This is a genomic window from Chryseobacterium sp. CFS15, from assembly GCF_031118795.1.
GTDB classification, from domain to species: domain Bacteria; phylum Bacteroidota; class Bacteroidia; order Flavobacteriales; family Weeksellaceae; genus Chryseobacterium; species Chryseobacterium indoltheticum.
This window is the reverse complement of sequence record NZ_JAVHYL010000008.1, coordinates 132,108-156,822: the sequence shown is the minus strand read 5'-3', so window position 1 is coordinate 156,822 and position 24,715 is coordinate 132,108. Positions and strand designations below refer to the sequence as shown.

Sequence of the window (24,715 nt, the reverse complement as noted above, 5' to 3'; positions counted from 1 at the left end):
TTTGATCATCAAAATATTAAACAGAAATAAACTAAATGGTACTTAACAATCTCAACTATCCGCTGGATTTTAAATTTAAAATCACAACGCTTGCCAGCGATTTCAACATTACAGACAGGCAAGGAAATTATGTAGCTTACGTTCGTCAGAAGATGTTTAAACTAAAAGAAGATGTTATCGTTTTCAATGACGAAAGCAAAACCAAAGAACTTTTCAGAATTCAGGCCAACCAATGGATTGATTTTAATGCATCTTATTCTATTAAAGATACGATCGGAAAAAATTTCGGAAGATTGGCAAGAAAAGGAATGCGTTCTATCTGGAAATCTTCTTACAATGTTTTAGACGAGGCTGATCAGCAAAAGTTTACCATCACTGAAGATAATGCTTGGGTAAAATTTTTCGACGGAATGGTTGGTGAAATCCCAATCATCGGAATGTTTACCGGATATTTCCTTAACCCGTCTTACACCGTAAAAGGAATGGATGGAAAAGAATATTTTAAGCTAAAAAAAATGCCTTCAATGTTCGGAAGAAGATTTCAGCTTGACAGACTGATTGATATTGATGATGAAGACGAAAGTTTAGTCGTTTTATCTCTATTAATGATGGTTTTACTTGAAAGAGCAAGAGGATAATACCAAGATTGCAATTAACTATTGATGATGGCTTACATTTTGAAGCAGTTATTCATTAAATTAATTACAATCTTTATAGACAAAAACTTAGACACATGAAATATTTTATCATTCTCTTTTCAGCTTTAATTTTGGTTGCCTGTAAAAAGGAAAAAGAAACCGTTACAGATTCAAAACCTTCAGACTCTTTGAATGTGGTTCAGGATTCTGCTAAAACAGATTTTGCACCTGAGAAAGTTTTAGTTGATGTATTTCCTTTTCCGAAAGAAATCAAAGAATGCTCATGCTATTTTGCAAGAAACAAAGCAGATTTTGAACAAGAAAAATACATTTACGCCGATGATGCAGGAAAAACGGCTTACATGAAACTCGACGGAAAGAGAATCGCCATGAATCTGATTTCTTCAAGCGATATGGAAGCTGGCGAAGAGCTAACCAAGGAAATTGAAAATGAGAATTATAAAATCTCTGTTAAAGGAAAAAAAATAAAACACGAAGAAGCTTTAATTTTTGAAGGTACTTTAACCATTGAAAAACCGGACGGCAGCATTACCAAAATACCTATTTATGGTGAATGCGGATGCTAAACCTCTTTTTGCTTCTAAAAATACTGCTCCTGAATTTCGGGAGCATTTTTTATTTCATATGTATTTATTTATGTTTTTATTTGTCATATGCAATCGCCGAGTTTTAGTTGGTATTTTTGTTTCTAAATCATAGCGATTTCGTAATTTTGATAAAAATAAATTTTTATGGAACTATCCAATATAGAACCGCAAATTATCTGGAAGAATTTCTCCAAATTAAATGCAGTTCCGAGACCGTCGAAAAAAGAAGAAAAAGTAATCGCTTTCATCAAAGAATTTGGTGAAAATTTAGGACTGGAAACTACCGTAGATGAAGTAGGAAATGTGATTATTAAAAAACCGGCTACTCCGGGAATGGAAAACCGTAAGTCAATCGTTATGCAGTCGCATTTGGATATGGTTTGCCAAAAAAATAACGATGTAAATTTCGATTTTGAAACCCAAGGTATCCAGATGGAAGTTGACGGAGACTGGGTAAAAGCAAAAGGCACAACTTTAGGTGCAGATAACGGTTTAGGCGTTGCAACCATTATGTCGGTTCTTGAAAGTTCAGACATTCCACATCCTGATTTGGAGGCTTTATTTACGATTGATGAAGAAACCGGAATGACCGGAGCTTTAGGTTTAAAACCCGGACAATTGACCGGCCAAATCCTTTTAAATTTAGACACAGAAGAAGATGACGAAATCGACATCGGATGTGCAGGTGGAATTGATGTTACGGTAACCCAAAACTATCCAACAGAAGCTTCTAACGGACAAATCGTGAGAATCGAAGTAAAAGGTTTGCAAGGCGGTCACTCAGGAATGGATATTCATAAAGGTTTTGGAAATGCCAATATCATCATGGGAAGAATTCTTTACAAAGCTTTGGAAAATCAAAACGTTCAATTGATCTCTATTGACGGTGGAAGTTTGAGAAATGCAATACCAAGAGAATCTGTAGCTTTAATTTCTGTGCGAAATGCTGGTGAATTTATTGAAAACGTAACCAACGGAATCAAAAAAGAAATTTTAGAAGAATTTGCATCTGTTGAAGCTCATCTTCAAATTAATATTGAAAACTCTACAAGTTCTGATAAAGCACTTTCTGTAGATGATTCAAAGAAAATTATTTTAGTTTTAAAATCTCTTCACAACGGCGTTTACAGAATGAGCCCGGATGTACAGGATTTGGTAGAATCGTCAAACAACGTGGCAAGAGTAGAATTAAAAGAAGGTGGTTTGAAAATATTGAATCTTTCAAGATCATCGGTAGATTCGTCTAAAGATTCGGTGGCAGAACAATTAAAATCTGTATCAGAATTAGCCGGAATGAACGTTGAATTCAGCGGTTCTTATCCAGGATGGAAACCAAAACCAGGTTCTGAAATTGTACAAGTTTTAGAAAAAATCTACACCGAAAAATTTGCAGAAAAACCACACGTTGTTGCTTGTCATGCAGGTTTAGAATGCGGAATTATCGGTGCAAATTATCCTGAAATGGAAATGGTAAGTTACGGACCAACCATTAGAGGAGCTCACTCTCCGGATGAAAAAGCAAATATTTCTTCAACACAGAAATTCTGGAGCTTTACAAAAGATATTTTAGCAAACATTCCGTTAAAATAAGAATGTGATTTTTATATTGAAAATATCCAAAGTCGATTGATTTTGGATATTTTTGTTTCTTGTTTTCGTGCTTTTTAGATTTAGAATTAAAATTTAATTTAAAAATCATAAATTTGAATAAGAAAGATGAATTATGAAATCACATATTCTCAACGAAAAGCTTGAACTTATTCAATGGTTATCTACCTTGGAAGATACTTCTATTATCAAAAAGCTAATGCAATTTAAGAAAGAAGAAACAAAAGACTGGTGGAATTCTATCTCAGAAGAAGAAAAAAAATCAATTGAAAAAGGAATATCCGAAGCTGATCAAAATGATGTAAAGCCACATTCTGAAGCGAGAAAACTCTATGAAAAGTGGTTATAATATTTCATGGACTCCAAATGCACTGAGCGAATTGGAAGAAACAATTGAATATCTTCAAAAAAACTTTTCAGAAAAGAAGTAACAAAACTTGCCCACAAAATAGAAAGCTTCTAAGAAATAATCTCGCAGAACCCATATATTTTTCCAAAGTCTGAACATACAAACGTTCACAAAGCGGTCATTCTTACATTCAACACTGTATATTATCGTATTAAAGATAGAAATGTAGAAATTTTATCATTTTTCTCTAATAGACAATCACCTATTAATAGGAAAATATAAAAAATTAATTGATAATAATTCTATTATCAATGATCTACTAAATAATCACTTTTGATTAAACATATTCATGAAAATCACAACCACCCATCAACTTAATCAAGTACAAAAAGAACAGGTTTTACAATTGTGGAATAATGAATATCCTGAAAAACTTACTTATAAAAATATGGCCGGCTTCGAAAGTTATCTTGAAAAGCTCAATGAAGTCAAGCATTTTCTTTTAGCAAATAATGATGAAAAAATTCAAGGCTGGGCAATTACTTTTAAAAGAGAAAATGAAACATGGTTTGCAATTATTCTTTCAGAAAACCTTCATGGTAAAGATTGGGGAACAAAAGTTCTGAATGAGCTTAAACAAAATAAAAAAGCGCTGAACGGCTGGGTTATAGACCATAGCGATGACAAAAAACGTAATGGTAGTTTTTACAAATCACCACTCGAATTCTATTTAAAAAACGGATTTGAAGTTTTATCAGACACAAGACTAGAATTGAAAATCATGTCTGCCGTAAAAATAAAATGGAAAAAATAATTGAAAAATTAAAATAATGAAAAGCATCACAGTATTCTGCGGATCAAGTTTTGGTTCTGATGAAATATATAAAGAACAGGCAATTTTGCTAGGACAGACTTTGGCAAACCAAAATATTCAACTCGTTTATGGCGGTGCTAATGTCGGATTGATGGGCGCAGTTGCTGACGGAGTTTTACAGGAAGGCGGAAAAGCAATAGGAGTTCTACCCCACTTTTTGCAATCTAAAGAAATCGCTCATCAAGACCTTACCGAACTTATTTTGGTAGAAACCATGCACGAAAGAAAAACCAAAATGAATGATCTTTGTGACGGCGTGATTGTACTTCCCGGCGGTTATGGTACTTTAGAAGAGTTTTTTGAAATGATAACCTGGGCGCAACTCGGACTTCATAAAAAACCGATTGCCATTCTGAACATCAATGGTTTTTATGATGATTTGATCAAGCTGGTACAGAATATGGTAGATAAAGGATTCTTAAAACAAATCAATCAGGAAATGCTTCTTGTGAGTGATTCGATTGATGAATTATTGGAGAAAATGAAAAATTACCGGGCTCCGTCTGTTGGAAAATGGATTTCAAAAGAAGAAGTTTAAAAAAAACCTAGGCTTTAAAAGTAACTAATAAAGGATTATAATTAAAAGTTTGTAAATTTAAATAATGGCTAATTATTATGATAAACGAGGATTTAAATAAAATACTAATTCAATATGAGGAAAAATCTCACTTGTATTCTTCATTTAGTTTCAAGATCGAAAAGATTTTAAGGAAATTATGTAAAAATTATTCAATCCATCAAATCATAAGCCGGATAAAAACCAAAGAAAGCCTCGCACAAAAAGTCATCAAGAAGAATAAGTACGAAAAGCTGCAGGATATTACAGATATTTTGGCATTGCGAATTATTACTTATTTTGAAGATGATATTTCAAAAATAGAGGAAATCCTAAATAAAGAATTTAAAATCGATTGGGAAAACTCAATTGATAAAAGAAATATTGAGATTGATAAATTCGGGTACAGAAGCGTTCATTATATTTTACAACTAAATGATCATAAAGCACAAACAGCAGGATATGAGGAGTATAAAGATATTAAATTTGAAATTCAGATAAGGAGTATACTTCAACATTCGTGGGCAGAGATAGAACATGATCTGGGCTATAAATCTTTTACTCAGATTCCTCAAAAAGCAAAGCGAACATTCTACAGAGTAGCCGCATTACTTGAACAAGCGGATATTGAATTTACGAAGCTAAAAAAAGAAATTCAGTACTTTGAAAATACGGTCAGTAAAAATTTAAAAAGCAAAGAAAAATCCATAGAAATCAATGAATCTACGATTATTGCGTTTGTGAAAAAGAATCAGCTTTTACGGGAAATTGAAAATGAGATCAAGAAAGCTCTAAAGCTTACCGAAAATCCTAAGTTTGATTCTACCTATATTTCATCAAACAATTTCTCATCACAGCTTAAAGATTTACAGATATTTGATTTAACCCAACTGGAAGAAAATCTGGTTATCTATAAGGAAGAAATTACAGCAAGACAAGTAGACTATTTAAAATCTTTAAATGAAAATGTGACTAATAGTAAAATAAAGATTTCTTTGATACAAGGTGCGCCGATACTTTGGCTAATTAATTATTTGGAAAGTAAAACATAAAGTTTATCAACAAGAAACTCCCGAAGAAAACCTTCGGGAGTTTATATATTATGTATAAAAATGTTCTAAGGATACGGAGCGATCTCCACTTCAAGACCTTCCATCTCCATCGCCATGTGTAGCTGGCAACCCAATCTGCTGTTTTCTTTTACATGGAAAGCTTCACCAAGCATTGCATCTTCTTCATCGCCCATTGGCTCTAGTCCGGGATCGCTTATCACATAAACCTGACATGAAGCACACATCGCCATGCCACCACAAACTCCGATGGTACCTTCTTCTGCCAATTCATACGAACGGATAATTTCCATCAAATTCATCGACATATCCGTTGGAGCAACCACTTCGTGAGTAACACCTTCTCTATCGGTGATTTTTATATTTATATCGCTCATTATTATAAATGTTGTTAGTTGATGGTTGTTGGTTGTTGGTTTTCAGAAATGCATTAACTAACAACCGTCAACCAAAACCTAAAAACCAAATTAATCTATTTTCTTTACAACTGCTTTCTCAGCTTCCTTACGGCTTCCGTCGAAACCATCTACTCCACTTACTGTCGTATATTTTAAAACGAATTTTTTACCAGGATTTAATCTGTTATAAACACTCTGACACATCAAAGTAGCTTCGTGGAAACCACAAAGAATCAGTTTTAATTTCCCCGGATATGTATTGATATCACCAATTGCATAAATTCCGCTGATATTCGTCTGATAGTCTAAAGCATTGTTTACCACGATTGCATTTTTCTCAATATTCAATCCCCAATTTCCAATTTCACCCAATTTTGGAGTCAAACCGAATAATGGAATGAAATAATCTGTTTCTATATCATAAGGATCTTGCCCGTCAACTGCTACAGTAATCGCTTCTACTTTTCCGTCACCTTTAATCGCAGTAACTTCAGCAGGAGTAATCAATTTAATTTTACCCTGATTTTTAAGTTCCTGAACTTTCTCTACAGAATCCAGAGCGCCACGGAATTCATTTCTTCTGTGAATCAAAGTCACTTCACTTGCAACATTAGATAAGAAAACACTCCAGTCTAAAGCAGAATCTCCACCTCCGGCGATAACCACTTTTTTATTTCTGAAATGCTCAGGCTCTTTTACAAAATATTCCAAGCCTTTTTCTTCATAGTCTGCGATGTTCTCCATCGTTGGCTTTCTCGGTTCGAATGTTCCCAAACCTCCTGCAATTGCAATGGCTTTACACCTGTGAACGGTGCCTTTATTAGTAATTACTTCAAACCACTCGTCATCTACTTTTGTGTAAGAAACAGCGGTTTCTCCCAAAGTGAATCCCGGCTGAAACTGTTTGATCTGTTCCATTAAATTATCGACCAACTCACCTGCATTTACAGACGGATAACCCGGAATATCAAAAATCGGCTTTTTAGGATATAATTCTGCTAACTGACCTCCCGGTTGAGGAAGTGCGTCGATGATGTGACATTTCATTTTAAGCAAACCAGCCTCAAACACAGCAAATAGTCCCGTTGGTCCTGCTCCGATAATCAATATATCTGTAGTGATCATAATATGATGATAATTTAATAATTTGTAGCTGCAAATTTACTAATTTTAATGCGAAGCATATTTAATTATGCTCAAATAAAAAACTGAGATTTATCAAAAAGACGCAATAAGCTGATAATGAAAAAATTGGCAGTGTTTTTGCAAAATTTAAATTATGAAGAAGTTACTTACCATTACAGCAATATTTGCTTTCTTTTTGGGCTATTCACAACTTAACAATGTGGCAGACGGCGAATCGATCACTTTAAGAATACACTATGGGTTTTTAAACGCCGGATCGGCCAATCTCACGACCAAAAAAGTTAATTATAAAGGCGCCCCACACTTATACGTAAAAGGAACCGGGCAAACAACAGGAGCTGTAAAAGCTTTTTTTAAAGTTGAAGATTTATATGAAAGCTATATCAATATTGCTACAGAATTGCCTAGTTTTTATGTAAGAAATGTGAAAGAAGGCAGCTACAGACAACACTTGCAAACTGTTTTTAACCACGACAATCACACATTGGTTTTAACTGATAAAAAAACGCCTGCCAATGGTTCAAAAACCATAAAATCTGTAAAAGGTGTGCAAGATATGCTCTCATGTTTTTACTATCTGAGAAGCAAAACTCCTGCTGAGCTAAAAGTAGGAACTATTATTAATATGAATGTGTGGATTGATGACGAAATGTTTCCTTTCCAACTTAAAGTCACCGGAACTGAAAATTTAAAGACAAAATACGGAACCATCAGTGCTTTAAAGATCATTCCTTCGGTAAAGAGCGGAAGAGTTTTTAAAGAAAAAGAAGGTGTTACAATGTGGGTGAGTAATGATTACAACCATATTCCGTTGCTGCTAAAAGCTGAATTGGCAGTTGGCTCATTAAAGGCAAGTATTGATGATTATAAAAATGTGAAATTTCCGTTGAAGTTTACAAAATAGAAAAAGTCTCCGGAACTTTTCCGGAGACTTATCAACCTAAATTAACAAACTTGTAGAATACTATTCAAAGTATTTATGAAAAACTCCACCCTTTCACTTATTATAAAGTTTTAACTTTATAAGTAACCTAAGGGCATTTATTATTTGTATAAATTATTTAAAATTGATTTAAGGCACCTGTTACAGAGCCTTTCAGCTCTGTAAAGATGACACTTAGGTTAATCAATTGTGTTTTTATAAGTTGTAATGAACTCGGCATACTTTTTTTTCTCATCATTCGTGTTTTCAACCAATTTCAAAATTTTAAATTTATTTTAATAAATATTTTCAAAATCTCAACTTATTTAGATAACAAATAAAAAACATTCTAAAGAACTTTTTCGATCGTTTCTATAATGTAAAAATAGGAAGATATGACAGTAATTGCACTATAGATATTGTAGATGTACTTCGATCCACATGTAGATATTTATCTACAAAAAACTATTGAGTAAATCTTTATTTTACTGAAAGCAGATTGTAAATTCTGATTTTTAATACATAATGTTGAAAACTAAAAATTGGAGCTCTACTTAATAAACAAAAAGCCTCCGAAAAACTCCGAAGGCCTTACATCCTAAATTTACATATTTTTGAAATCATTTTCTAGGACTATTATAAAAAAACTTTATCGTTTCAATTATCACAAAGTTTTTTTTTAACTCTGCAATAAACATGTGGAAGATTATTGTTTCTATTTAAATTTTAGTACAAAAATTAATTTTAATATTTAATATCTAATTGCAAACTTTTCAATTCTCCAATTAGATATTATTTTCATCCATTCACCCTTAAGTTCAAAATTTAATTTATTATGACTTAAAAGTTTATTTTGAATTAGCGACTTAAAATTCTTCCTTTCATCTGTATAATGTAAAAATAAGAAGATATTGAGTTTTATTCAGTCTATTTATTGTAGATGTATTTCGATGTTCGTATAGATATTTATCGACAATAAATTAATTAGGTTAAATTAGCATCTCTTACTTAGAGCTATGCAAAAAAAACTACATAAAAGCAAAAACCTCCGAAAAAAATCCGAAGGTTCCATAACCTAAATTAACATGCTTTTTGAAATCATTTTCTAGGACTATTGTTAAAAAAACTTTCTTTTCCAGTATATAGGACAAGCTTTTCAGTTCCGTGATTATACTTACTTTTTTATTATTTCTTTTTGATTAAAGGCATCTTTCGTAGAGCTTTTCAGCTGTAATGATGACAATTATTTATTTAGTATTTTCAAAACCTGAACTTATTTTAGATTTACAAATTAAAAATCATTCCTAAAGAGATAATTTTTCCCGTATTTCTATAGTGTAAAAATAGGCAGATACAGGGGTAGCTCCACAATATATATTGTAGATGTATTATGACATGATTGTCGATATTTATCTATAAAATTAATAGTAAAAGGATAAAACTAATGTTGATTTTTGATCAGTTCAGCCAAATCAACAATGTTCTCGATATGTAGTTTATCAAAAATCCTTTTTTTAATCGTGCTTATCGTGTTTTGTTTTACGTTCAGATTATTTGCAATTTCGAGATTACCATATCCTTTTGCGTACATCTCTGCAATTTCCAACTCCCTATCCGTAAGCTTTTGCAAAGGATTAATGATGCTCCGATTGTGTAAAGAATCAATCAGTAAATTCTGTGTAATTGAGGAAATATATTTTCCTGTTTCATGAATTTTAAGAATTGCTTCTTTTATCTCTTTTTCTTCACTCATTTTACTGAGGAAGCCGTTTGCTCCGGCATTAATATATTTTATAGACTGTATATTTTCATCAACTCCGGAAAAAACCAGAATTTTAATTTCTGGTTTCAGCGCTTTGATTTCAGCAATTATATTTAAGCTATTTCCGTCTGGGAAAATAGCGTCTATTACTACAATTTCTATTTGCTGCACCCCTACAGTTTCTAAAACTTTCTTTAGAGTGGATGCGTGAAAAATTTCGCCTTCAAAACCAAGTTCTTCGATAAGAAATTCTATACCCTGCCTTATGAGACTATGATCATCGGCAAGTAAAAAATTAATGGTTTTAGTTTCTAAATTATTCATTTATTGATATTCAAATTAATAGTAAAACGTACTGTTGTACCGACATTTTGTTCGCTGTCTACCGAGATATTTCCAGAATACAATTCTACAATCTCCTTACATAAGCTTAAACCTAAACCTGCGCCCAAATTTTCAACCCCTTCAGATAAAACTCCCTGATAATAAGGCTCGAATATTTTTTCGAGATCAGATTTAGAAATTCCCACCCCGGTGTCACTTATTGTAGTCATCAGAGAAACATAGCTTTCATCAACAGATTCAGCTTTGGTTACGACCTTAATCTCTCCGTTCTCAGTAAATTTATTTGCATTGGCAAGTATATTCATAAAGATCTGATTAATCTTCGTATTATCAGAATACACTTCAATTTCCGGATCAATATTTTCTTCAAAAATAAATTTATTATTTCTTGTTTCAATGTATGGTTCTATTGAATTTAAAATAGAGGTCACTTCATTTTTAAGATTAAAAACTACAAGAACAAGATGGTTTTCTACATGTTGATTTTTGGTATATTCTAAAATCTGATTTGCCTGCATCAATAAAGTTTTGTTGGTAAAACTAATTGACTTTAAATATTCTTTAATACTGTCGTCATTGGTTTTTTTATCAATCTTTCTGATAAAAATGCCGATAATCTTCAGAGGCGAGCGCAATTCGTGGCTCAGCATTCCCAGAATTCTGTTTTTAAAATTAAGGTTTTCTTTAATTTGCTTATTGGCTGCTTTCAGCTGATTCTCATATACAAATGCAATTCTTGTCAGATACATAATTAATATGGAAACGATAAACATCAAAGCCATTGCTCCCAAAATCAGATTTGTTCTAATCTTATTATTTTCAGAATTTAGCAGAGCATATTGCTTTTCAAGATCAGCTTTAGAATCTTTAATCGCAAAATCATAGATATTCATTACCCCATTACTATACACCAAAAGATTATTAAAAATGGTATAAAACTTATTGGTGTCATTTTGCTTTCCAGCAACCTGCACCTGCATTTTTTTTATTTCACCAGAATAGTGATTTTCCACGAGGCTCATAATACTGTCCATATCTGCTTTTATGGCAGCGGCTTCAGGTATTTTACCTTTATTTACAGTAATGATCGTACTTTCTTTACGCACTCTTTGCTTTCCTGTGATGGCATCTCCCAAACGACCAAAAAGGCCTTTTTTCTTAATAGTATCTGTAATCGTTTTTGTTTCTACTTGAAAATCATATTTATCCAGATTGTAATTGCCATCATATTTTTTAATAGAAGGTATAGAAGTAGGAGCTCTAAAATTTGATTTTGTAGAATACTGATAAGTAGAATCAATCAACGTCTTTAGGTTTTTACTTCCTAGAGAATCATTTTTTTTAAATTTTAATATATTTTTTAGCCTCGGATATTTAGACTCATATCGATTGATGTTATCTAAATTTTTACCAAGTTTATCTAAGGACACAAAATAGGAATTCAAATATTTTTCATCAGCCTTAGTTAAATATTGCTGAAGAAAATCCTGAGCATTCAAAAGCTCTTTTCGAGAATCATCTGTTAAGTTTTCCAGAGAAAGCACTTCCTTCAGTTGATTTTCTATAAATGCTAAATTTTTTCTATTGATAAATTCATTATAAAAAAAAGCTGCAATAATAAGCTGTATTAATAGAATACAAAAGATAAGAGAGTAGTGAACAATTTTTCTGAATCTAAAATTCAATGATTTTGGACGGTCTTCTTTTGATTTCATATACATGTATTTAAAGCTTTTTACAATCATTCCAGATTAAAAGTCTGATTCACAGGCTGTAAAAAACATTCTGGCACACTATCACTTATTTAGATTAAAATATTTATTGAAACAACTATATTTTATTCTCTAAATTTCATCAAAAGACTGTATGTTTTTTTCAAAAACTTCGTCTTTAAGTGATTTTATAAAGTTAATAAAAAATCCTGCGAAAATTCACAGGATTTAAATTTATTTAATATTTTAAATTATAGTGTTTTAAACTGTTCTAAAGTTCTGATATCGTTTTCAAAAAACATTCTAATGTCGCTCATTTGATAAAGAAGCATTACAATTCTTTCAATTCCCATTCCGAATGCATAACCTGAATATTTCTCAGAATCAATATTTACATTCGTCAAAACAGCTGGATCTACCATTCCGCAGCCCATAATTTCCAACCAACCTGTTCCTTTTGTAATTCTATAGTCGGTTTCAGAATTTAATCCCCAATATACATCAATCTCTGCACTCGGCTCTGTGAAAGGGAAATATGAAGGTCTCATTCTGATTTTAGATTTACCAAAAAGCTCAGTTGTGAAAAACTGAATCGTTTGCTTTAAATCTGCAAAACTTACTTTTTCATCAATATATAAACCTTCGATCTGGTGGAAAATACAATGCGAACGCGAAGAAACAGCTTCATTTCTGAAAACCCTTCCCGGAGACAAAATTCTGATAGGCGGTTCGTTTTCTTCCATATAACGAATTTGTACCGAAGAAGTATGTGTTCTCAATAAAATATCAGGATTCTGCTCGATAAAGAAAGTGTCTTGCATATCTCTTGCCGGGTGGTATTCCGGAAGATTAAGCGCAGTAAAATTGTGCCAGTCATCTTCAATTTCCGGCCCGTCTGCAACGGCAAAACCAATGGATTTAAAGATCTCAATAATTCTGTTTTTTACTAAATTAATGGGATGTCTCGATCCCAAATCTAAAGGAAAAGCAGGTTTTGTAAGATCTTCTTTTTCCAGGATAATAGAAGAAGCAGAAGCATTTTTTAGATCTTCCAGCTTTACATTTACCGCTTGCTTCAGAGTATTGATTTTCTGTCCGAACTCTTTCTTCTGGTCGTTTGGAAGTTCTTTAAATTTTTCAAAAAAATCATTCAGAACTCCTTTTTTCCCATTATACTTGATTCGGAAGTTTTCTATTTCCTCTTTACTTGTCGTATTGAAGCCATTGACCTCAACAAGCAATTCTTCTATCTTTTCAATCATTGTTTTACCCTTTCAAAAAAATGTATTTGCAAAAATACGATTTTCAGTTTAAAAAACCTTTTCAATTTATCATAAAAAAATCTGTCTCGTGAGAAACAGATTATATAATTAATTTGACTTTTATTCGATTTAACTAAAAAAACTGTTGTAATAATACAATTTATATCGCCTTACTCATCAGATTTATATTGAGATTACTTTTTCTCTAAAGCTTTTACCTTTATCTGTAGCGTTACTTCATTTTTAATTACCCCATTTGCAGCAGGAGATTGAAATTTTACTCCAAATTCTTCTCTCATAATATCTTTAGGTTCCGTAGCAATACTCACTTCTCCCCCATTTACAGCAACATTCGCCTTAAACTGAACAGGTTTTGTAATACCTTTTACCGTTAAATTCCCGTCTAATACGGTATTATAATCACCTTCTGCAGAAGGGCTTACTTTTGTAATTTCATAAGATGCTGTCGGAAATTTTTCAACTTCAAAAAAGTCGGCACTTTTCAAATGACCGTTAAGTTTTCCTAATTTTTCCGCATCATTTTTTAAATCTTCAGAACTTAGAGACGCCATATCAGCCACAAATTTTCCGCTTTCGAGCTTCCCGTCTTTTATCGTCACGTCACCGCTTTCAAATTTGATGGTTCCGAAATGACTCGTATTTTCAGATTTAAAAACTTTATACCCTTTCCATTCTACATTACTGTTTAAAGTATCCAAAACAAATCGGCTTCCGTCTTTCGTTGTGGTAACCTCATTGGTATCACTTGTTACCGGTTTTTCTTTAGAACAAGAAACAACAGTTAATAAAGCCGGAATAGCGAGAGAAAATAATATTCTTTTCATTTTGATATAATTTATGCATGGCTAAATTACTAAAAATATGCCAGTCTTCCTCAAAAACCCTTATTTTTGCAGTATGCTATTAGAGATAAACAACCTATATTTTTCTCATTCTCAGGAAAAACCGCTTTTTCAAAACTTTAATCTGAAACTGGATGAAGGTAAAATCATCGCATTGGCAGGTGAAAGTGGTTGTGGAAAATCTACGTTACTAAGTCTTATCTACGGATTACACGACTGGAATCAGGGGGAAATTGTTTTTGAAGGCAGAAAACTGATGGGTCCTAAAGGAAATCTCGTTCCGGGTGAAGCTGAAATGAAGTTTGTAGCACAAAACTTTGATCTGATGCCTTATGCAACGGTTGCAGACAATGTTGGTAAATTTATTTCCAATATCAATTTAGCCAAGAAAAAAGAGAAAGTTTTAGAACTTTTGGATGTTGTTGGTTTGGTTGAATTTGCGAATGTTTTACCAAAAAATTTGAGTGGCGGACAACAGCAAAGAGTCGCCATTGCGAGAGCACTTTCTGTACTTCCAAAGTTACTTTTACTTGACGAACCGTTTAGTAATCTTGATTTTGCGAGAAAAATTGAGCTTCGTGAAAAACTGTTCAGGTATGTAAAAGAGAATAATATTTCTTTGGTTATTTCCACTCACGAACTGCAGGATATTATTGCATGGACTGATCAAATTATCGTTCTACAAAACGGAAGACTGATTCAAAATAATTCGGCAGAAGAAACATATAAAGATCCTTACAATCCTTATGTAGCCAAACTTTTTGGGGAAGTAAATATTTTCAGTGAGAATGAAATTTCAGAATTACCGGTTTCCAGATTTTTTTATTATCCACATCAGATCAAAATATCTGAAAATGGTGAAGAAGCTGAAGTTTTGGAAAGCAGATTCGCAGGAAATCATTACTGGAATAAGATTAAATTTAAAAACAGGGAAATGGTGATGTTTAGTAATCATCAACTTGAAAATTCGGTTAAAATTACTTTTGATTAACATCTTTAATATTAAGAAAATATTAAGCCACTTAATGTTAGTATGTGGATAATTTCCAATGATTTAGCCAAACGTTTCTGTAATATTTCTATATATTTGTAAGACAACAACATAAGGAAATTTTTGGTTAATTCTCTTTCTGCCTTCCAGACCTACATTAGCATTAATGCAATCAAGTCTTTGAAAGATTACACTGTCCAACTCTTTCCTTTTTTTTATTGATTTTTGGCAATTAGTTTAAAGACAATTCTAATTACCAAAAACCAACATTCCTTGTATATTAAGCTTTCTTTACAAATTCAGATTTCAAAGCCATTGCGCCAAAACCATCAATTTTACAGTCAATATTATGATCGCTGTTTGGTCTTAAACGGATATTTTTTACTTTAGTTCCTGATTTTACAGGTTTCGGAGCACCTTTTACCGGAAGATCTTTCATTACAATTACCGAATCTCCATTTTGGAGCTCATTTCCATTGATGTCTAAAATCTTATCTTCATTTCCCACTTCCTTAGGATCCCATTCGTGGAAACACTGTGAACAGACCATTAAGTTATCTTGTTCATAAGTAAATTCAGAACTACATTTCGGGCAAATAACTGCGTCACTCATTTTATTAATTTTTTGCAAAGGTAGGTTTTTGAGTTAGAAGTTAGAAGTTAGAAGTTAGAAGTTAGAAGTTAGAAGTTAGAAGTTAGAAGTTAGGCAAAAGTAAACAACCTCTTTTTTTCAAATTAAATTAAAACACAAAAATCATAATCTATAAGTCATCACTACAAATCATTAACTTTAAACATAAATTCGTATTTTTGCAAGTTCAAACAGCTTACAGCAATTTATGGAATTAATTCACAGAAACCTGGCAATCGGTATTCACGATGCTTTACAGGAAACATTTTTCGAAAAAAACAAATATGCCGATAAAGTAATCGAAAGACTTTTGAAAGCGAACAGAAAATGGGGAAGCCAGGATAGAGCCGTTGTTTCTGAGATTTTCTATAATATTATCCGTTGGAAAAAACGCCTTGAATATTATATGGGTGAAAGTGTGAAACCCACCAACATCTATAAATTGATTATTGCTTATCTGCTTTGGAGCAAGACCAATTACAAAAGATTTGAAGAATTTGAAGGAATCAAAATTGCCGACATTACTACAAAACTTAGAAAAGGAACCGTTCCTACCAAAGCAATTGAACATTCTATCCCGGAATGGCTTGTTGAAACTCTAGAAAGAGAATTGGGCAATAAGTGGGAAAAGGAAATGTTTGCTTTAAATGAAAAAGCACCGACCGTTTTAAGAGCAAATTCTCTGAGAACTACTCCAAAAGAGCTTATTTCTGATCTTGCAGATGAAGATGTGGTTGCTTATCCTATTAAAAATTATCCTGATGCGGTACAGCTTGAGGAAAAGAAAAACGTATTTCTTACCACGGCTTTCAAAGAAGGTTTGTTTGAGGTACAGGATGCTTCTTCACAAAAAATCGGTTATTTTCTTGATGTAAAAGAAGGCCAGAGAGTAGTTGATGCTTGCGCAGGCGCAGGTGGAAAGACCCTTCACTTAGCAGCTTTAATGGGAAATAAAGGGCAAATTATCGCTCTTGATATTTTCGAATGGAAGCTTGCTGAATTAAAGCGTCGTGCAAAAAGAGCCGGAGCTCACAATATTGAAACGAGAATGATTTCTGATACGAAAGTAATCAAACGTCTTCATGATAAGGTAGACCGACTTTTGATTGATGCGCCATGTTCCGGATTAGGAGTTTTAAAAAGAAATCCAGACAGTAAATGGAAAATTGACCAGGATTTTATCGACAGAATTAAAAAAGAACAGCAACAGATCATTCAGGATTACTCTAAAATGCTGAAAGTTGGTGGTAAAATGGTGTATGCAACATGCTCTATTCTGCCTTCTGAAAACAATTTGCAAGTAGATGAATTCATCAAAAACAACCCTAATTATAAAATGATTAAAGACGAAAAAGTAATGCCAAGTGAAGGTTACGACGGATTCTACATGGCTTTGATCGAAAGACTTTCTTAAAGATTTAATCAATACATTATACTAAACTACTCTATTTTTTGGAGTAGTTTTTTTTTATTAAACTCAACCCTCACAGGTTTTTGAAACCTGTGAGGGTTATTTTTAAATAATTTTCAAAGAATTTCTCAGAGTTTTTATTATCTAAATCAAACATTATCTTTGTAAAAACCATCAATCATCATGTTTAAATCTATTTTAGTAAGTTTTTTTATTTTCTTATCTGTTTTAAGTTTTTCCCAGACCTACGAAATTCAATATGAAAGTTCGTACAACGGAAAAGTTCAGCCCAATCAGAATCAAGTAATTGTATGGGTTAATGAAAATGAAAACTTTATTTTAAATACAAAAATTAAAGAGCAGAAAAATGATTATCCTTTTGAAATCAGCAAAATAGAAAAACCTTCGAATACGATTGTTTCGTATGCTTTTTTAAAACCGAATGAAGCTATTTCAACTTCAGACAAAGAATCAATTGCTAAACAGGAATTTGAATTGACTGCACAAACTAAAAAGATTTTAGGCTATAACTGTAAAAAAGCAGTTACAAAAATCAATTCAAACACGATTGAAGTTTGGTATACGAATGATTTAAAAATCAAAGGCGGACCATCAAGTCTGGGACAGAATTTAGGATTGGTATTGCAAATTGAAAGAAACGGTAATTCAGCAACAACTGCAGTTTCTCTTAAGAAAATTAAAACAACGGGAATTGATAAGATTATTAACAAGACTATTCCTACGACAGATCTTTTGAGCTATAAAGATTTACTTTGGAAAAGCAGATTTACGACATTAAAAGTTTTCGAAAATGAAATAATTAATTTCTCAGACCAATCAAAATCAGATGAAAAAATAAAAAGATTTGCCAATGGAACTATTATTTTAAAAAAGATAAAATTTCCTAAAATTGCTAAAGGCGATAATATTTTTGTCGAATTGAAGCAACAATCCAATGGTGATGCTTACGACAGAACAGGAACCGTTTTTTTTATTCCTGAAGAAAAGTCACAAACTTTTTTTGATGGTTTAGAAAAAGGAGCCAAAACACTTCCTCTTTATGAAAATGGTAATGGAAAACAATATTACGGAGTCGTTTCTAACCAAAATTATCAGCCAGCGGTTGAGTTGATGCGATTTTTCACCTCTTTTGGAATCAATAAATTCAATCATATTGAATTAAAAGACAAAACCTGGCAAACCGTAAGTCCGTTTCGTCAGGATATTACAGAATTAAAGCCTTCCCTTTCTGAAAAAGAACTCTGGATTGGAACCTTCATTGGAAACTATGACAAAGGCGGTCACAAAGTGAGTTTAGATATTACAATTCACAACAGCGAACAGATTGTTAACAAAAATAATAAGGTTATTCCGTTGTTTAACACAACCAATATTATGGAAATGGCGGGTCAGGATTATGCAACGATGTTTAACAACGACAAAGGACTTTTTGTGGAATTTAATTTAGAAAAAGATCTTAAAAATGCACAGTTAAGATACATTACCACCGGACATGGAGGTTGGGAAAACGGCGACGAGTTTATTCCTAAAGCCAATTCAATTTATCTGGACGGAAAAATAGCATTTTCATTTACACCCTGGAGAACAGAATGCGGTTCTTACCGGTTATTCAATCCTGCTTCGGGAAATTTTGCTGACGGACTTTCGTCTTCAGATCTCAGCAGATCAAACTGGTGTCCCGGAACAGTTACCAATCCAAACTTTATTTCTTTAGGAGATTTGAAAGCAGGAAAACATACTATTCAGGTGAAAATCCCTCAGGGAGAGCCGGAAGGAACGAGTTTCAGCGCATGGAATATTTCAGGAGTTTTATTAGGTAATGAGTAAAAACAAAACCTCCTTGCAATATTATTACAAGGAGGTAAAAACACAAATGATGAAAAAAAATTATTTCGAGCAACAAAGGTGAGAAAAATATTTGAATTAGCTACAACAAATCTGAAAAAAAATTTAATTATTGTCTCTTAATGAACCACAAAAAATATATTGTGAAAAAAATTCAGATTATCTGTAAATTTCAACGGTGTTGATTGAATTATTTAACTAAAAAATCGTTTAAAGTTAAAAATTTAAACCAAATGAAATTTTTAGTTGTAATTTTTAAATCATATATCTAGTTTTGTTTCAAATAAATAATATATGTGCGGAATCGTTTGCCTATTTGACGCAAAACAGTCAACTGAAATATTAAGACCTCAAGTCTTGGAAATGTCTAAGAAAATCCGTCATCGCGGTCCCGATTGGAGTGGAGTTTTTCAAAGTGAAAAAGTTGTTTTTTCTCATGAAAGATTAGCTATCGTAGATCCGGCTTCAGGAAAACAGCCTTTGTTTTCAAAAGATGGAAAAATTGTACTTGCCGTAAATGGTGAAATTTACAATCACAGAGAACTAAAAGAAGAATTTCCCGATTATGAATTTCAAACCGAATCTGATTGCGAAGTTATTCTTGCTCTTTACCAGAAATACGGAAAAGATTTTATTGAAAAACTGAATGGCATCTTTGCTTTTGCATTATACGATATTGAAAATAATATTTATCTGATTGCGAGAGATCACATGGGAATTTGTCCGCTTTATCAAGGTTGGGACAGAGAAGGAAATTATTATGTTGCCTCAGAGCTGAAAGCCCTAGAAGGAATCTGCAAAAAAATTGAAACTTTTTTACCGGGACATTACTTATATAATATTGAAGGGCATGAGCTTCAGCAATGGTACAAAAGAGATTGGGAGAACTTTGATGCCGTAAAAGACAACGTTACAGATATTCAGGCAATCAGAAAAGGATTGGAAGATGCTGTTCACAGACAATTGATGAGTGATGTTCCTTACGGCGTTTTGCTTTCGGGAGGATTAGACTCTTCAATTATCTCTGCTGTTACCGCAAAATTTGCAAGACAGAGAATAGAAAGTGGCGACACCCAGGAAGCGTGGTATCCGAGGCTGCACAGTTTTGCCGTTGGATTGGTTGGTTCTCCCGATCTGGCAGCGGCAAAAAAAGCGGCGGAGCATATCGGTTCTATTCATCATGAAGTTAACTTCACCGTTCAGGAAGGTCTTGACGCAATCCGTGATGTGATTTATCATTTGGAAACTTACGATGTAACAACAATCAGAGCTTCTACTCCGATGTATCTTTTGGCAAGAGTCATCAAATCAATGGGAATAAAAATGGTGCTTTCAGGTGAAGGTGCAGACGAATTGTTTGGTGGATATTTGTATTTCCATAAAGCTCCGAACGCTAAAGAATTCCATGATGAAACCGTAAGAAAACTCAATAAACTTCATTTATACGATTGTTTAAGAGCCAATAAAGCACTGATGAGTTGGGGAATTGAAGGTAGAGTTCCGTTTTTGGATAAAGAATTCATGGATATTGCGATGAATGTAAACCCCGAAGATAAAATGATTCGCAAAGAAGAAGGAAAAATTGAAAAATGGGTTCTACGAAAAGCTTTTGAAGATCTTTTACCGGATTCTATTGCATGGAGACAAAAAGAACAGTTTTCCGATGGCGTTGGTTATTCATGGATCGACACTTTAAAAGATATTGCTGAAAAATACGTTTCTGACGAAATGATGGCAAATGCAAAATTCAGATTTCCTTTAAATACGCCGCAAAACAAAGAAGAATATCGGTACCGAACAATTTTTGAGGAACATTTCCCAAGCGAAACTGCAGCTGCAACTGTTCCATCGGTTCCTTCTGTAGCATGCTCCACTCCTATCGCATTAGAATGGGACGAAGCATTCAAAAAGATGAACGACCCAAGTGGAAGAGCAGTAAAAGTACATGAAACGTCTTACTAAAATCGACCAAATTTATCAATCCTGTATCCGTACAGGATTTTTCATTCAATAAAATCAATAATATTTGTATAATTTAACTAAGTATTAAACTTATTATCTAATAAATAATTATATTTGGAAAATAAAAAATAATCTCTGTTGTAAAATGAAAAGAAACATTACTATTTTTTTTGCTTTACTGTGTACAAGCTTAGCTTTCGGACAAGGTAAATACGGAAAATTTCTCAATTCTAAAAAACTCGCTCTTTCTTATAAAAGTGTAAAACCAGTTGACAAAGATGATTACTATCAGCAATATTATTGGTTGGTAAAAGCTGAACAGCTTAAAACATTTCCTCACCTTGCAGATGTAAAACCTGTTGTACTCTACAATTTTGTAAAAAAAGTAAATCCTCAAAACCCAACAAAAAAATTGGATGACAGAGGAAAAGAACTTAGAAAAACAGCAGAATTATCTTTAGACCAATATTTCAAAAACAAAAACTTCCAGAACAATGAAGTTTTGCTTTACAATTTGGAAACGTATGTAGATCCTTCACAAGGTGAATATTTCACAAAAGTAGACGCTGAAAAAATCAAGCAATTGGTTCCTAAAGAATTTTTTGGATTTGCTTCTCTAAATAAAAAGACACAAGAAGAGACCAACTATTATCTTTGGGTTGATAAGAAAAATGATAAATTTAAAATCGTTGATATCATTCCTAACGAAAAAGATAATGCGAAATTTTATGCTTCTGTAAAGCAATATCTTCCGAAGTATAAGTTTGAAAGAAAATATATGCCTACTGTAAAAAAGGGGTCAAAAGCTGACAAAACAGATAAAGATTTCTTCTACATTATGCCTTTCGAGCAAAATAAAGATAATATCGAATACAAGACAGACGATTTTGAAACATTCATTCTAAGCCAGGTAAAAAGAGAAGGTGAAGCATGGATCGGAGTAGAAAAACCGAGAAAATAATAAGATTTAATCTTAAACAAAATACAGCCCCGAAAGCAATGCTTTTGGGGTTTTTATTTATAAAAGTAGTGGAGAAATTTGATAAATAGTAAATAGAGTTTTTAAAAGTTTTTAAAATCCGATCGAGTTGAAAAATGATTGCTTGTAATAAACAGATAACAATTTTACAATGAAAATAGTTATTAAAAGTTTTCTTACTTTAGTATCAACAACAAAATATGAAAAAAAATATTGAATTATACGAAAGTTTCTTTCAGGAAAGAAAAGATTATTATCTTGAAAAATTAAAATTACTAGAAAACAATAAAAAATTTACTTTCAATTACGGTACCTTAATTTTTGGCATTTTTTGGTTTTTTTATAGAAAAATGTACATTGAACTTTTTATTATTTATTCTTTCGTTGTTTTAGAAACTTTGTTTGAAAGACATTTTCTATCTGAAATGATTGGTTATGATAACACTACGATTTTTAACATTGCCTTTTCCTTATTCTTTTTATTATTCATTGGCTTTACAGGTAATTATTTGTATTTAAAAAAAGCAAAAAGAACAATTGAAAAAGCAGAAAAAAAGTATCCTGACTTAGAAACTCAAAAAGAATATGTTACCAAAAAAGGAGGAACTACCTTTATTTTTATTTGGATTCTTCTTATTTTGGTAATCCTATATGCTATTTTAAAATAAAATATTTGACAAAAATATCTATTGATTTGCCATCGTCACATAAATAATTCTTCCGCCTTCTTCATTAGAAAGCAATATTTTTTTGCCTTCAGACAATTCAACCATTGAATTGGGCGGAATCTCTTTTTGTTCGGTTAAATCTTTCATAGAAGTCAAAGTTTGATTCACCAAAACCCATTTATCCTGATAAAAAGTAAAATACCCAACCGGTTTTTTATCTGCGAAAGTCAGACTTTCATTGCGGATCACCTTCCTTGAAACGTGCCATTTAAATAAATACTGATCATGATAAACCATCAATCGATGGTTTTCAGGTTTCCAAACCTCATCATCATATTTAAAATAAAGATCAAGAACCGGCAAAGTTCCTTTGTGCGAAGTTCCACAAAACGGACATCTTGGAGTTTGCGTATTATCAAAAACATACCATTTCTCATTACATTCAGGATTATGACAAGGCTGAATTAAATCTACGGTTTTCAGTAAAGCCGTTTCCCATTCATTTGCCAAAGGTCTTTTTATTGGCTCATGAAGCCCGTCGATAAAAGCTTTTTTAAACAATTCAGATAAATAAGGTCCGGTAACGGCGTAAGGAATTTTATTGGGATCGCCCCAAAAAGCATCCCATTTTTTAAGATATTCTACTCGTACTTTATTGCTGGAATCCGTTGGATGCTCTACAAAAAGAGCTTTCTCTCCCATCGATAATATTTCATCTTTTTCAGAATCAAGATCCCATATTTTACCGCCTCGCAAAGGATGACGGCGAAGCAAATACATATAAATAAGAACCGCCAAAGCATGTAGATCGGTCTTCTGATTCGGAAGCTGTCTTCCGGGATCATGCAGATGCAAATGTTTTGTTTTTAAAACTTCCGGAGCAATAAAATCTGCAGTTCCAATCACTTCAGGCGGAAACAATTTTGGAACCACCAATCCGTCAATATCAATGATACAGGCCGATTTCGTCACCGGATCAACCAAAATATTATTATAAGAAAGATCTGAATGCGCCAAACCCATCTGATGCAGTTTTTTAATTCCTCGAGTAATATTGATGGAGATTTGAAAGTAACTTAACCAATCTCCCAATTCAGATTTATCTAAGCGAAGTGGATAATGTTGGTTTCTGAACATCGGAGCCGTAAACCACTTCCCTACTTTATCTCCGCCCGCAATATTATCTGAACCGACATATCCTTTAGCAAAAAAGAATTTTTGACTATAGACAGGAACAACAATTCCGGTTAAATTATTTTTCTGAACGATATCATAAGGCCATCTGAAAACCTCATCTAAATAATATTCTGAAGCATTTCCATTTTGAATATTCACCAAATAAGTTGAAACAATTCTTTTGATTCTTTCTTTTTGTTCGTTTTCCAAAGGTGTTCTGTAAAAAGCCACCACATATTTTCTGTCAGGCGAAAAATAAACGTCTTTCACCCCACCTTTTACAGGGTTTTCATCTACATATTCATAAGATTTTGTAGTGTTTAAAATTGAGGAAACGGTGGTTGTTTTTTTCATGAAAGATTCTTATTTAACATTTTGGCGATACAAAACTTTACCTATTTGATTTTGAAATATTATAAAAATTAAGCCCAACAACACTTTAACGGATTCTGTAATAATTTCATAATTTAAACCAACGGTATTAAAATTATCGCCTAAATGTTCGTTCATACTTTTCAGTTTGAAAAGAAGTGATAATTTATTTATGAGATTGGGTATTGAATCAAACAATATTAAGATTCCAATGGATAATATTGCAATTTGAAGTAAACTTTCGGAGTTTAATTTATCAAAATTAATCGTTTCTTCTAAAAAACTTTTAGGTTTTAGTTTATTAATAATAATATCCGGATTTATAATCAATAAGTAAAATACAGCTGTAATTAATAATAAAACCACTATAAAATAAATCCAGGTCTGCATTATTGAGCTATCTGGATCAAAAGGTAAAAAAGCTCCAGAACTACTTAAATATGCAATCGCAATTTGTTCAGGAAAAAATGTAAATGATAAATTGATAACTGTGTAAAGACCAAAAATTCTAAAAACGATTCTTAATAAATCTTTTATTTTCATAAG

At 32.5% G+C, this 24,715-nt stretch carries 23 protein-coding genes; 14 read left to right on the top strand and 9 right to left on the bottom strand.

Annotated features, from left to right (window positions below; all coding sequences use genetic code 11):
* The first annotated feature begins 35 nt into the window (after window positions 1–35).
* The 7 genes from OH814_RS13960 to OH814_RS13930 all read left to right on the top strand — a co-directional run bounded on the left by OH814_RS13960 (window position 36) and on the right by OH814_RS13930 (window position 5,685).
* Window positions 36–638 carry a hypothetical protein gene (locus tag OH814_RS13960; protein WP_074229939.1) on the top strand — a complete coding sequence of 201 codons (603 nt, stop codon included), beginning with the start codon at window positions 36–38 and terminating at the stop codon, window positions 636–638.
* A gap of 95 nt (window positions 639–733) precedes the next feature.
* Window positions 734–1,225 carry a hypothetical protein gene (locus OH814_RS13955; RefSeq protein WP_308828563.1) on the top strand — a complete coding sequence of 164 codons (492 nt, stop codon included), beginning with the start codon at window positions 734–736 and terminating at the stop codon, window positions 1,223–1,225.
* 165 nt (window positions 1,226–1,390) lie between these two features.
* A complete protein-coding gene (locus OH814_RS13950) occupies window positions 1,391–2,836 on the top strand; it encodes an aminoacyl-histidine dipeptidase (protein WP_308828562.1) in 1,446 nt (481 codons plus the stop codon).
* 133 nt (window positions 2,837–2,969) lie between these two features.
* Entirely contained in the window at window positions 2,970–3,203 is a 234-nt protein-coding gene (locus tag OH814_RS13945; protein WP_279195883.1) for a hypothetical protein, read from the top strand.
* A gap of 349 nt (window positions 3,204–3,552) precedes the next feature.
* Complete coding sequence (locus OH814_RS13940) at window positions 3,553–4,017, top strand: GNAT family N-acetyltransferase (RefSeq protein ID WP_308828561.1); 465 nt, start codon at window positions 3,553–3,555, stop codon at window positions 4,015–4,017.
* Between the two features lie 16 nt (window positions 4,018–4,033).
* Window positions 4,034–4,615, top strand: a complete 582-nt coding sequence (locus OH814_RS13935) for a TIGR00730 family Rossman fold protein (RefSeq protein WP_308828560.1) — start codon at window positions 4,034–4,036, stop codon at window positions 4,613–4,615.
* 77 nt (window positions 4,616–4,692) lie between these two features.
* Window positions 4,693–5,685 (top strand): (p)ppGpp synthetase, encoded by a 993-nt coding sequence (locus OH814_RS13930; RefSeq protein WP_308828559.1) that lies wholly within the window; start codon window positions 4,693–4,695, stop codon window positions 5,683–5,685.
* A 65-nt stretch (window positions 5,686–5,750) separates the two neighbouring features.
* Here OH814_RS13930 and OH814_RS13925 read toward each other — a convergent pair whose 3' ends face one another.
* Together OH814_RS13925 and OH814_RS13920 are read right to left on the bottom strand one after the other, a co-directional pair.
* Window positions 5,751–6,080 carry a 2Fe-2S iron-sulfur cluster-binding protein gene (locus tag OH814_RS13925; RefSeq protein ID WP_076561077.1) on the bottom strand — a complete coding sequence of 110 codons (330 nt, stop codon included), beginning with the start codon at window positions 6,078–6,080 and terminating at the stop codon, window positions 5,751–5,753.
* Window positions 6,081–6,170: 90 nt separating this feature from the next.
* Window positions 6,171–7,226, bottom strand: coding sequence for an NAD(P)/FAD-dependent oxidoreductase (locus tag OH814_RS13920; protein ID WP_115621325.1), 1,056 nt, complete (start codon window positions 7,224–7,226; stop codon window positions 6,171–6,173).
* A 154-nt stretch (window positions 7,227–7,380) separates the two neighbouring features.
* Here OH814_RS13920 and OH814_RS13915 point away from each other — a divergent pair, with 154 nt between their 5' ends.
* Complete coding sequence (locus OH814_RS13915; RefSeq protein ID WP_123886994.1) at window positions 7,381–8,151, top strand: DUF3108 domain-containing protein; 771 nt, start codon at window positions 7,381–7,383, stop codon at window positions 8,149–8,151.
* Window positions 8,152–9,610: 1,459 nt separating this feature from the next.
* On the opposite strand, the gene OH814_RS13910 is transcribed toward OH814_RS13915, so the two are convergent.
* From OH814_RS13910 to OH814_RS13895, 4 genes are all read right to left on the bottom strand, one after another.
* Entirely contained in the window at window positions 9,611–10,255 is a 645-nt protein-coding gene (locus tag OH814_RS13910; protein WP_201133456.1) for a response regulator transcription factor, read from the bottom strand.
* Entirely contained in the window at window positions 10,252–11,991 is a 1,740-nt protein-coding gene (locus OH814_RS13905) for a HAMP domain-containing sensor histidine kinase (RefSeq protein WP_308828558.1), read from the bottom strand. Before OH814_RS13905 ends, OH814_RS13910 begins: the two co-directional genes overlap by 4 nt.
* Window positions 11,992–12,239: 248 nt before the next feature.
* Complete coding sequence (pheS, locus tag OH814_RS13900) at window positions 12,240–13,250, bottom strand: phenylalanine--tRNA ligase subunit alpha (protein WP_308828557.1); 1,011 nt, start codon at window positions 13,248–13,250, stop codon at window positions 12,240–12,242.
* 194 nt (window positions 13,251–13,444) lie between these two features.
* On the bottom strand, window positions 13,445–14,095 hold the full coding sequence (locus OH814_RS13895) for a YceI family protein (RefSeq protein ID WP_308828556.1): 651 nt from the start codon (window positions 14,093–14,095) through the stop codon (window positions 13,445–13,447).
* 73 nt (window positions 14,096–14,168) lie between these two features.
* On the opposite strand from OH814_RS13895, the gene OH814_RS13890 reads away from it, so the two are divergent.
* Complete coding sequence (locus OH814_RS13890; RefSeq protein ID WP_308828555.1) at window positions 14,169–15,104, top strand: ABC transporter ATP-binding protein; 936 nt, start codon at window positions 14,169–14,171, stop codon at window positions 15,102–15,104.
* A gap of 280 nt (window positions 15,105–15,384) precedes the next feature.
* Here the strand turns inward: OH814_RS13890 and OH814_RS13885 are convergent, their stop codons facing one another.
* Window positions 15,385–15,717, bottom strand: coding sequence for a zinc ribbon domain-containing protein YjdM (locus tag OH814_RS13885; protein WP_076561069.1), 333 nt, complete (start codon window positions 15,715–15,717; stop codon window positions 15,385–15,387).
* Window positions 15,718–15,943: 226 nt separating this feature from the next.
* On the opposite strand from OH814_RS13885, the gene OH814_RS13880 reads away from it, so the two are divergent.
* The 5 genes from OH814_RS13880 to OH814_RS13860 all read left to right on the top strand — a co-directional run bounded on the left by OH814_RS13880 (window position 15,944) and on the right by OH814_RS13860 (window position 22,621).
* Window positions 15,944–17,149 (top strand): RsmB/NOP family class I SAM-dependent RNA methyltransferase, encoded by a 1,206-nt coding sequence (locus tag OH814_RS13880; RefSeq protein WP_308828554.1) that lies wholly within the window; start codon window positions 15,944–15,946, stop codon window positions 17,147–17,149.
* 180 nt (window positions 17,150–17,329) lie between these two features.
* Window positions 17,330–18,994, top strand: coding sequence for a GLPGLI family protein (locus tag OH814_RS13875; protein WP_308828553.1), 1,665 nt, complete (start codon window positions 17,330–17,332; stop codon window positions 18,992–18,994).
* A gap of 312 nt (window positions 18,995–19,306) precedes the next feature.
* Window positions 19,307–20,974: an asparagine synthase B gene (gene asnB / locus OH814_RS13870; RefSeq protein WP_115621316.1), complete on the top strand. Its 1,668-nt coding sequence runs from the start codon at window positions 19,307–19,309 to the stop codon at window positions 20,972–20,974.
* Between the two features lie 145 nt (window positions 20,975–21,119).
* Entirely contained in the window at window positions 21,120–21,935 is an 816-nt protein-coding gene (locus tag OH814_RS13865) for a hypothetical protein (protein ID WP_076561065.1), read from the top strand.
* Between the two features lie 218 nt (window positions 21,936–22,153).
* The gene (locus OH814_RS13860) at window positions 22,154–22,621 is read left to right on the top strand and encodes a DUF2628 domain-containing protein (RefSeq protein ID WP_308828552.1); all 468 of its coding nucleotides are present in this window, start codon (window positions 22,154–22,156) and stop codon (window positions 22,619–22,621) included.
* Between the two features lie 18 nt (window positions 22,622–22,639).
* On the opposite strand, the gene OH814_RS13855 is transcribed toward OH814_RS13860, so the two are convergent.
* Window positions 22,640–24,151 (bottom strand): kinase, encoded by a 1,512-nt coding sequence (locus tag OH814_RS13855; RefSeq protein ID WP_308828551.1) that lies wholly within the window; start codon window positions 24,149–24,151, stop codon window positions 22,640–22,642.
* Between the two features lie 9 nt (window positions 24,152–24,160).
* Window positions 24,161–24,712: a hypothetical protein gene (locus OH814_RS13850; RefSeq protein ID WP_308828550.1), complete on the bottom strand. Its 552-nt coding sequence runs from the start codon at window positions 24,710–24,712 to the stop codon at window positions 24,161–24,163.
* Between the last annotated feature and the right edge of the window lie 3 nt (window positions 24,713–24,715).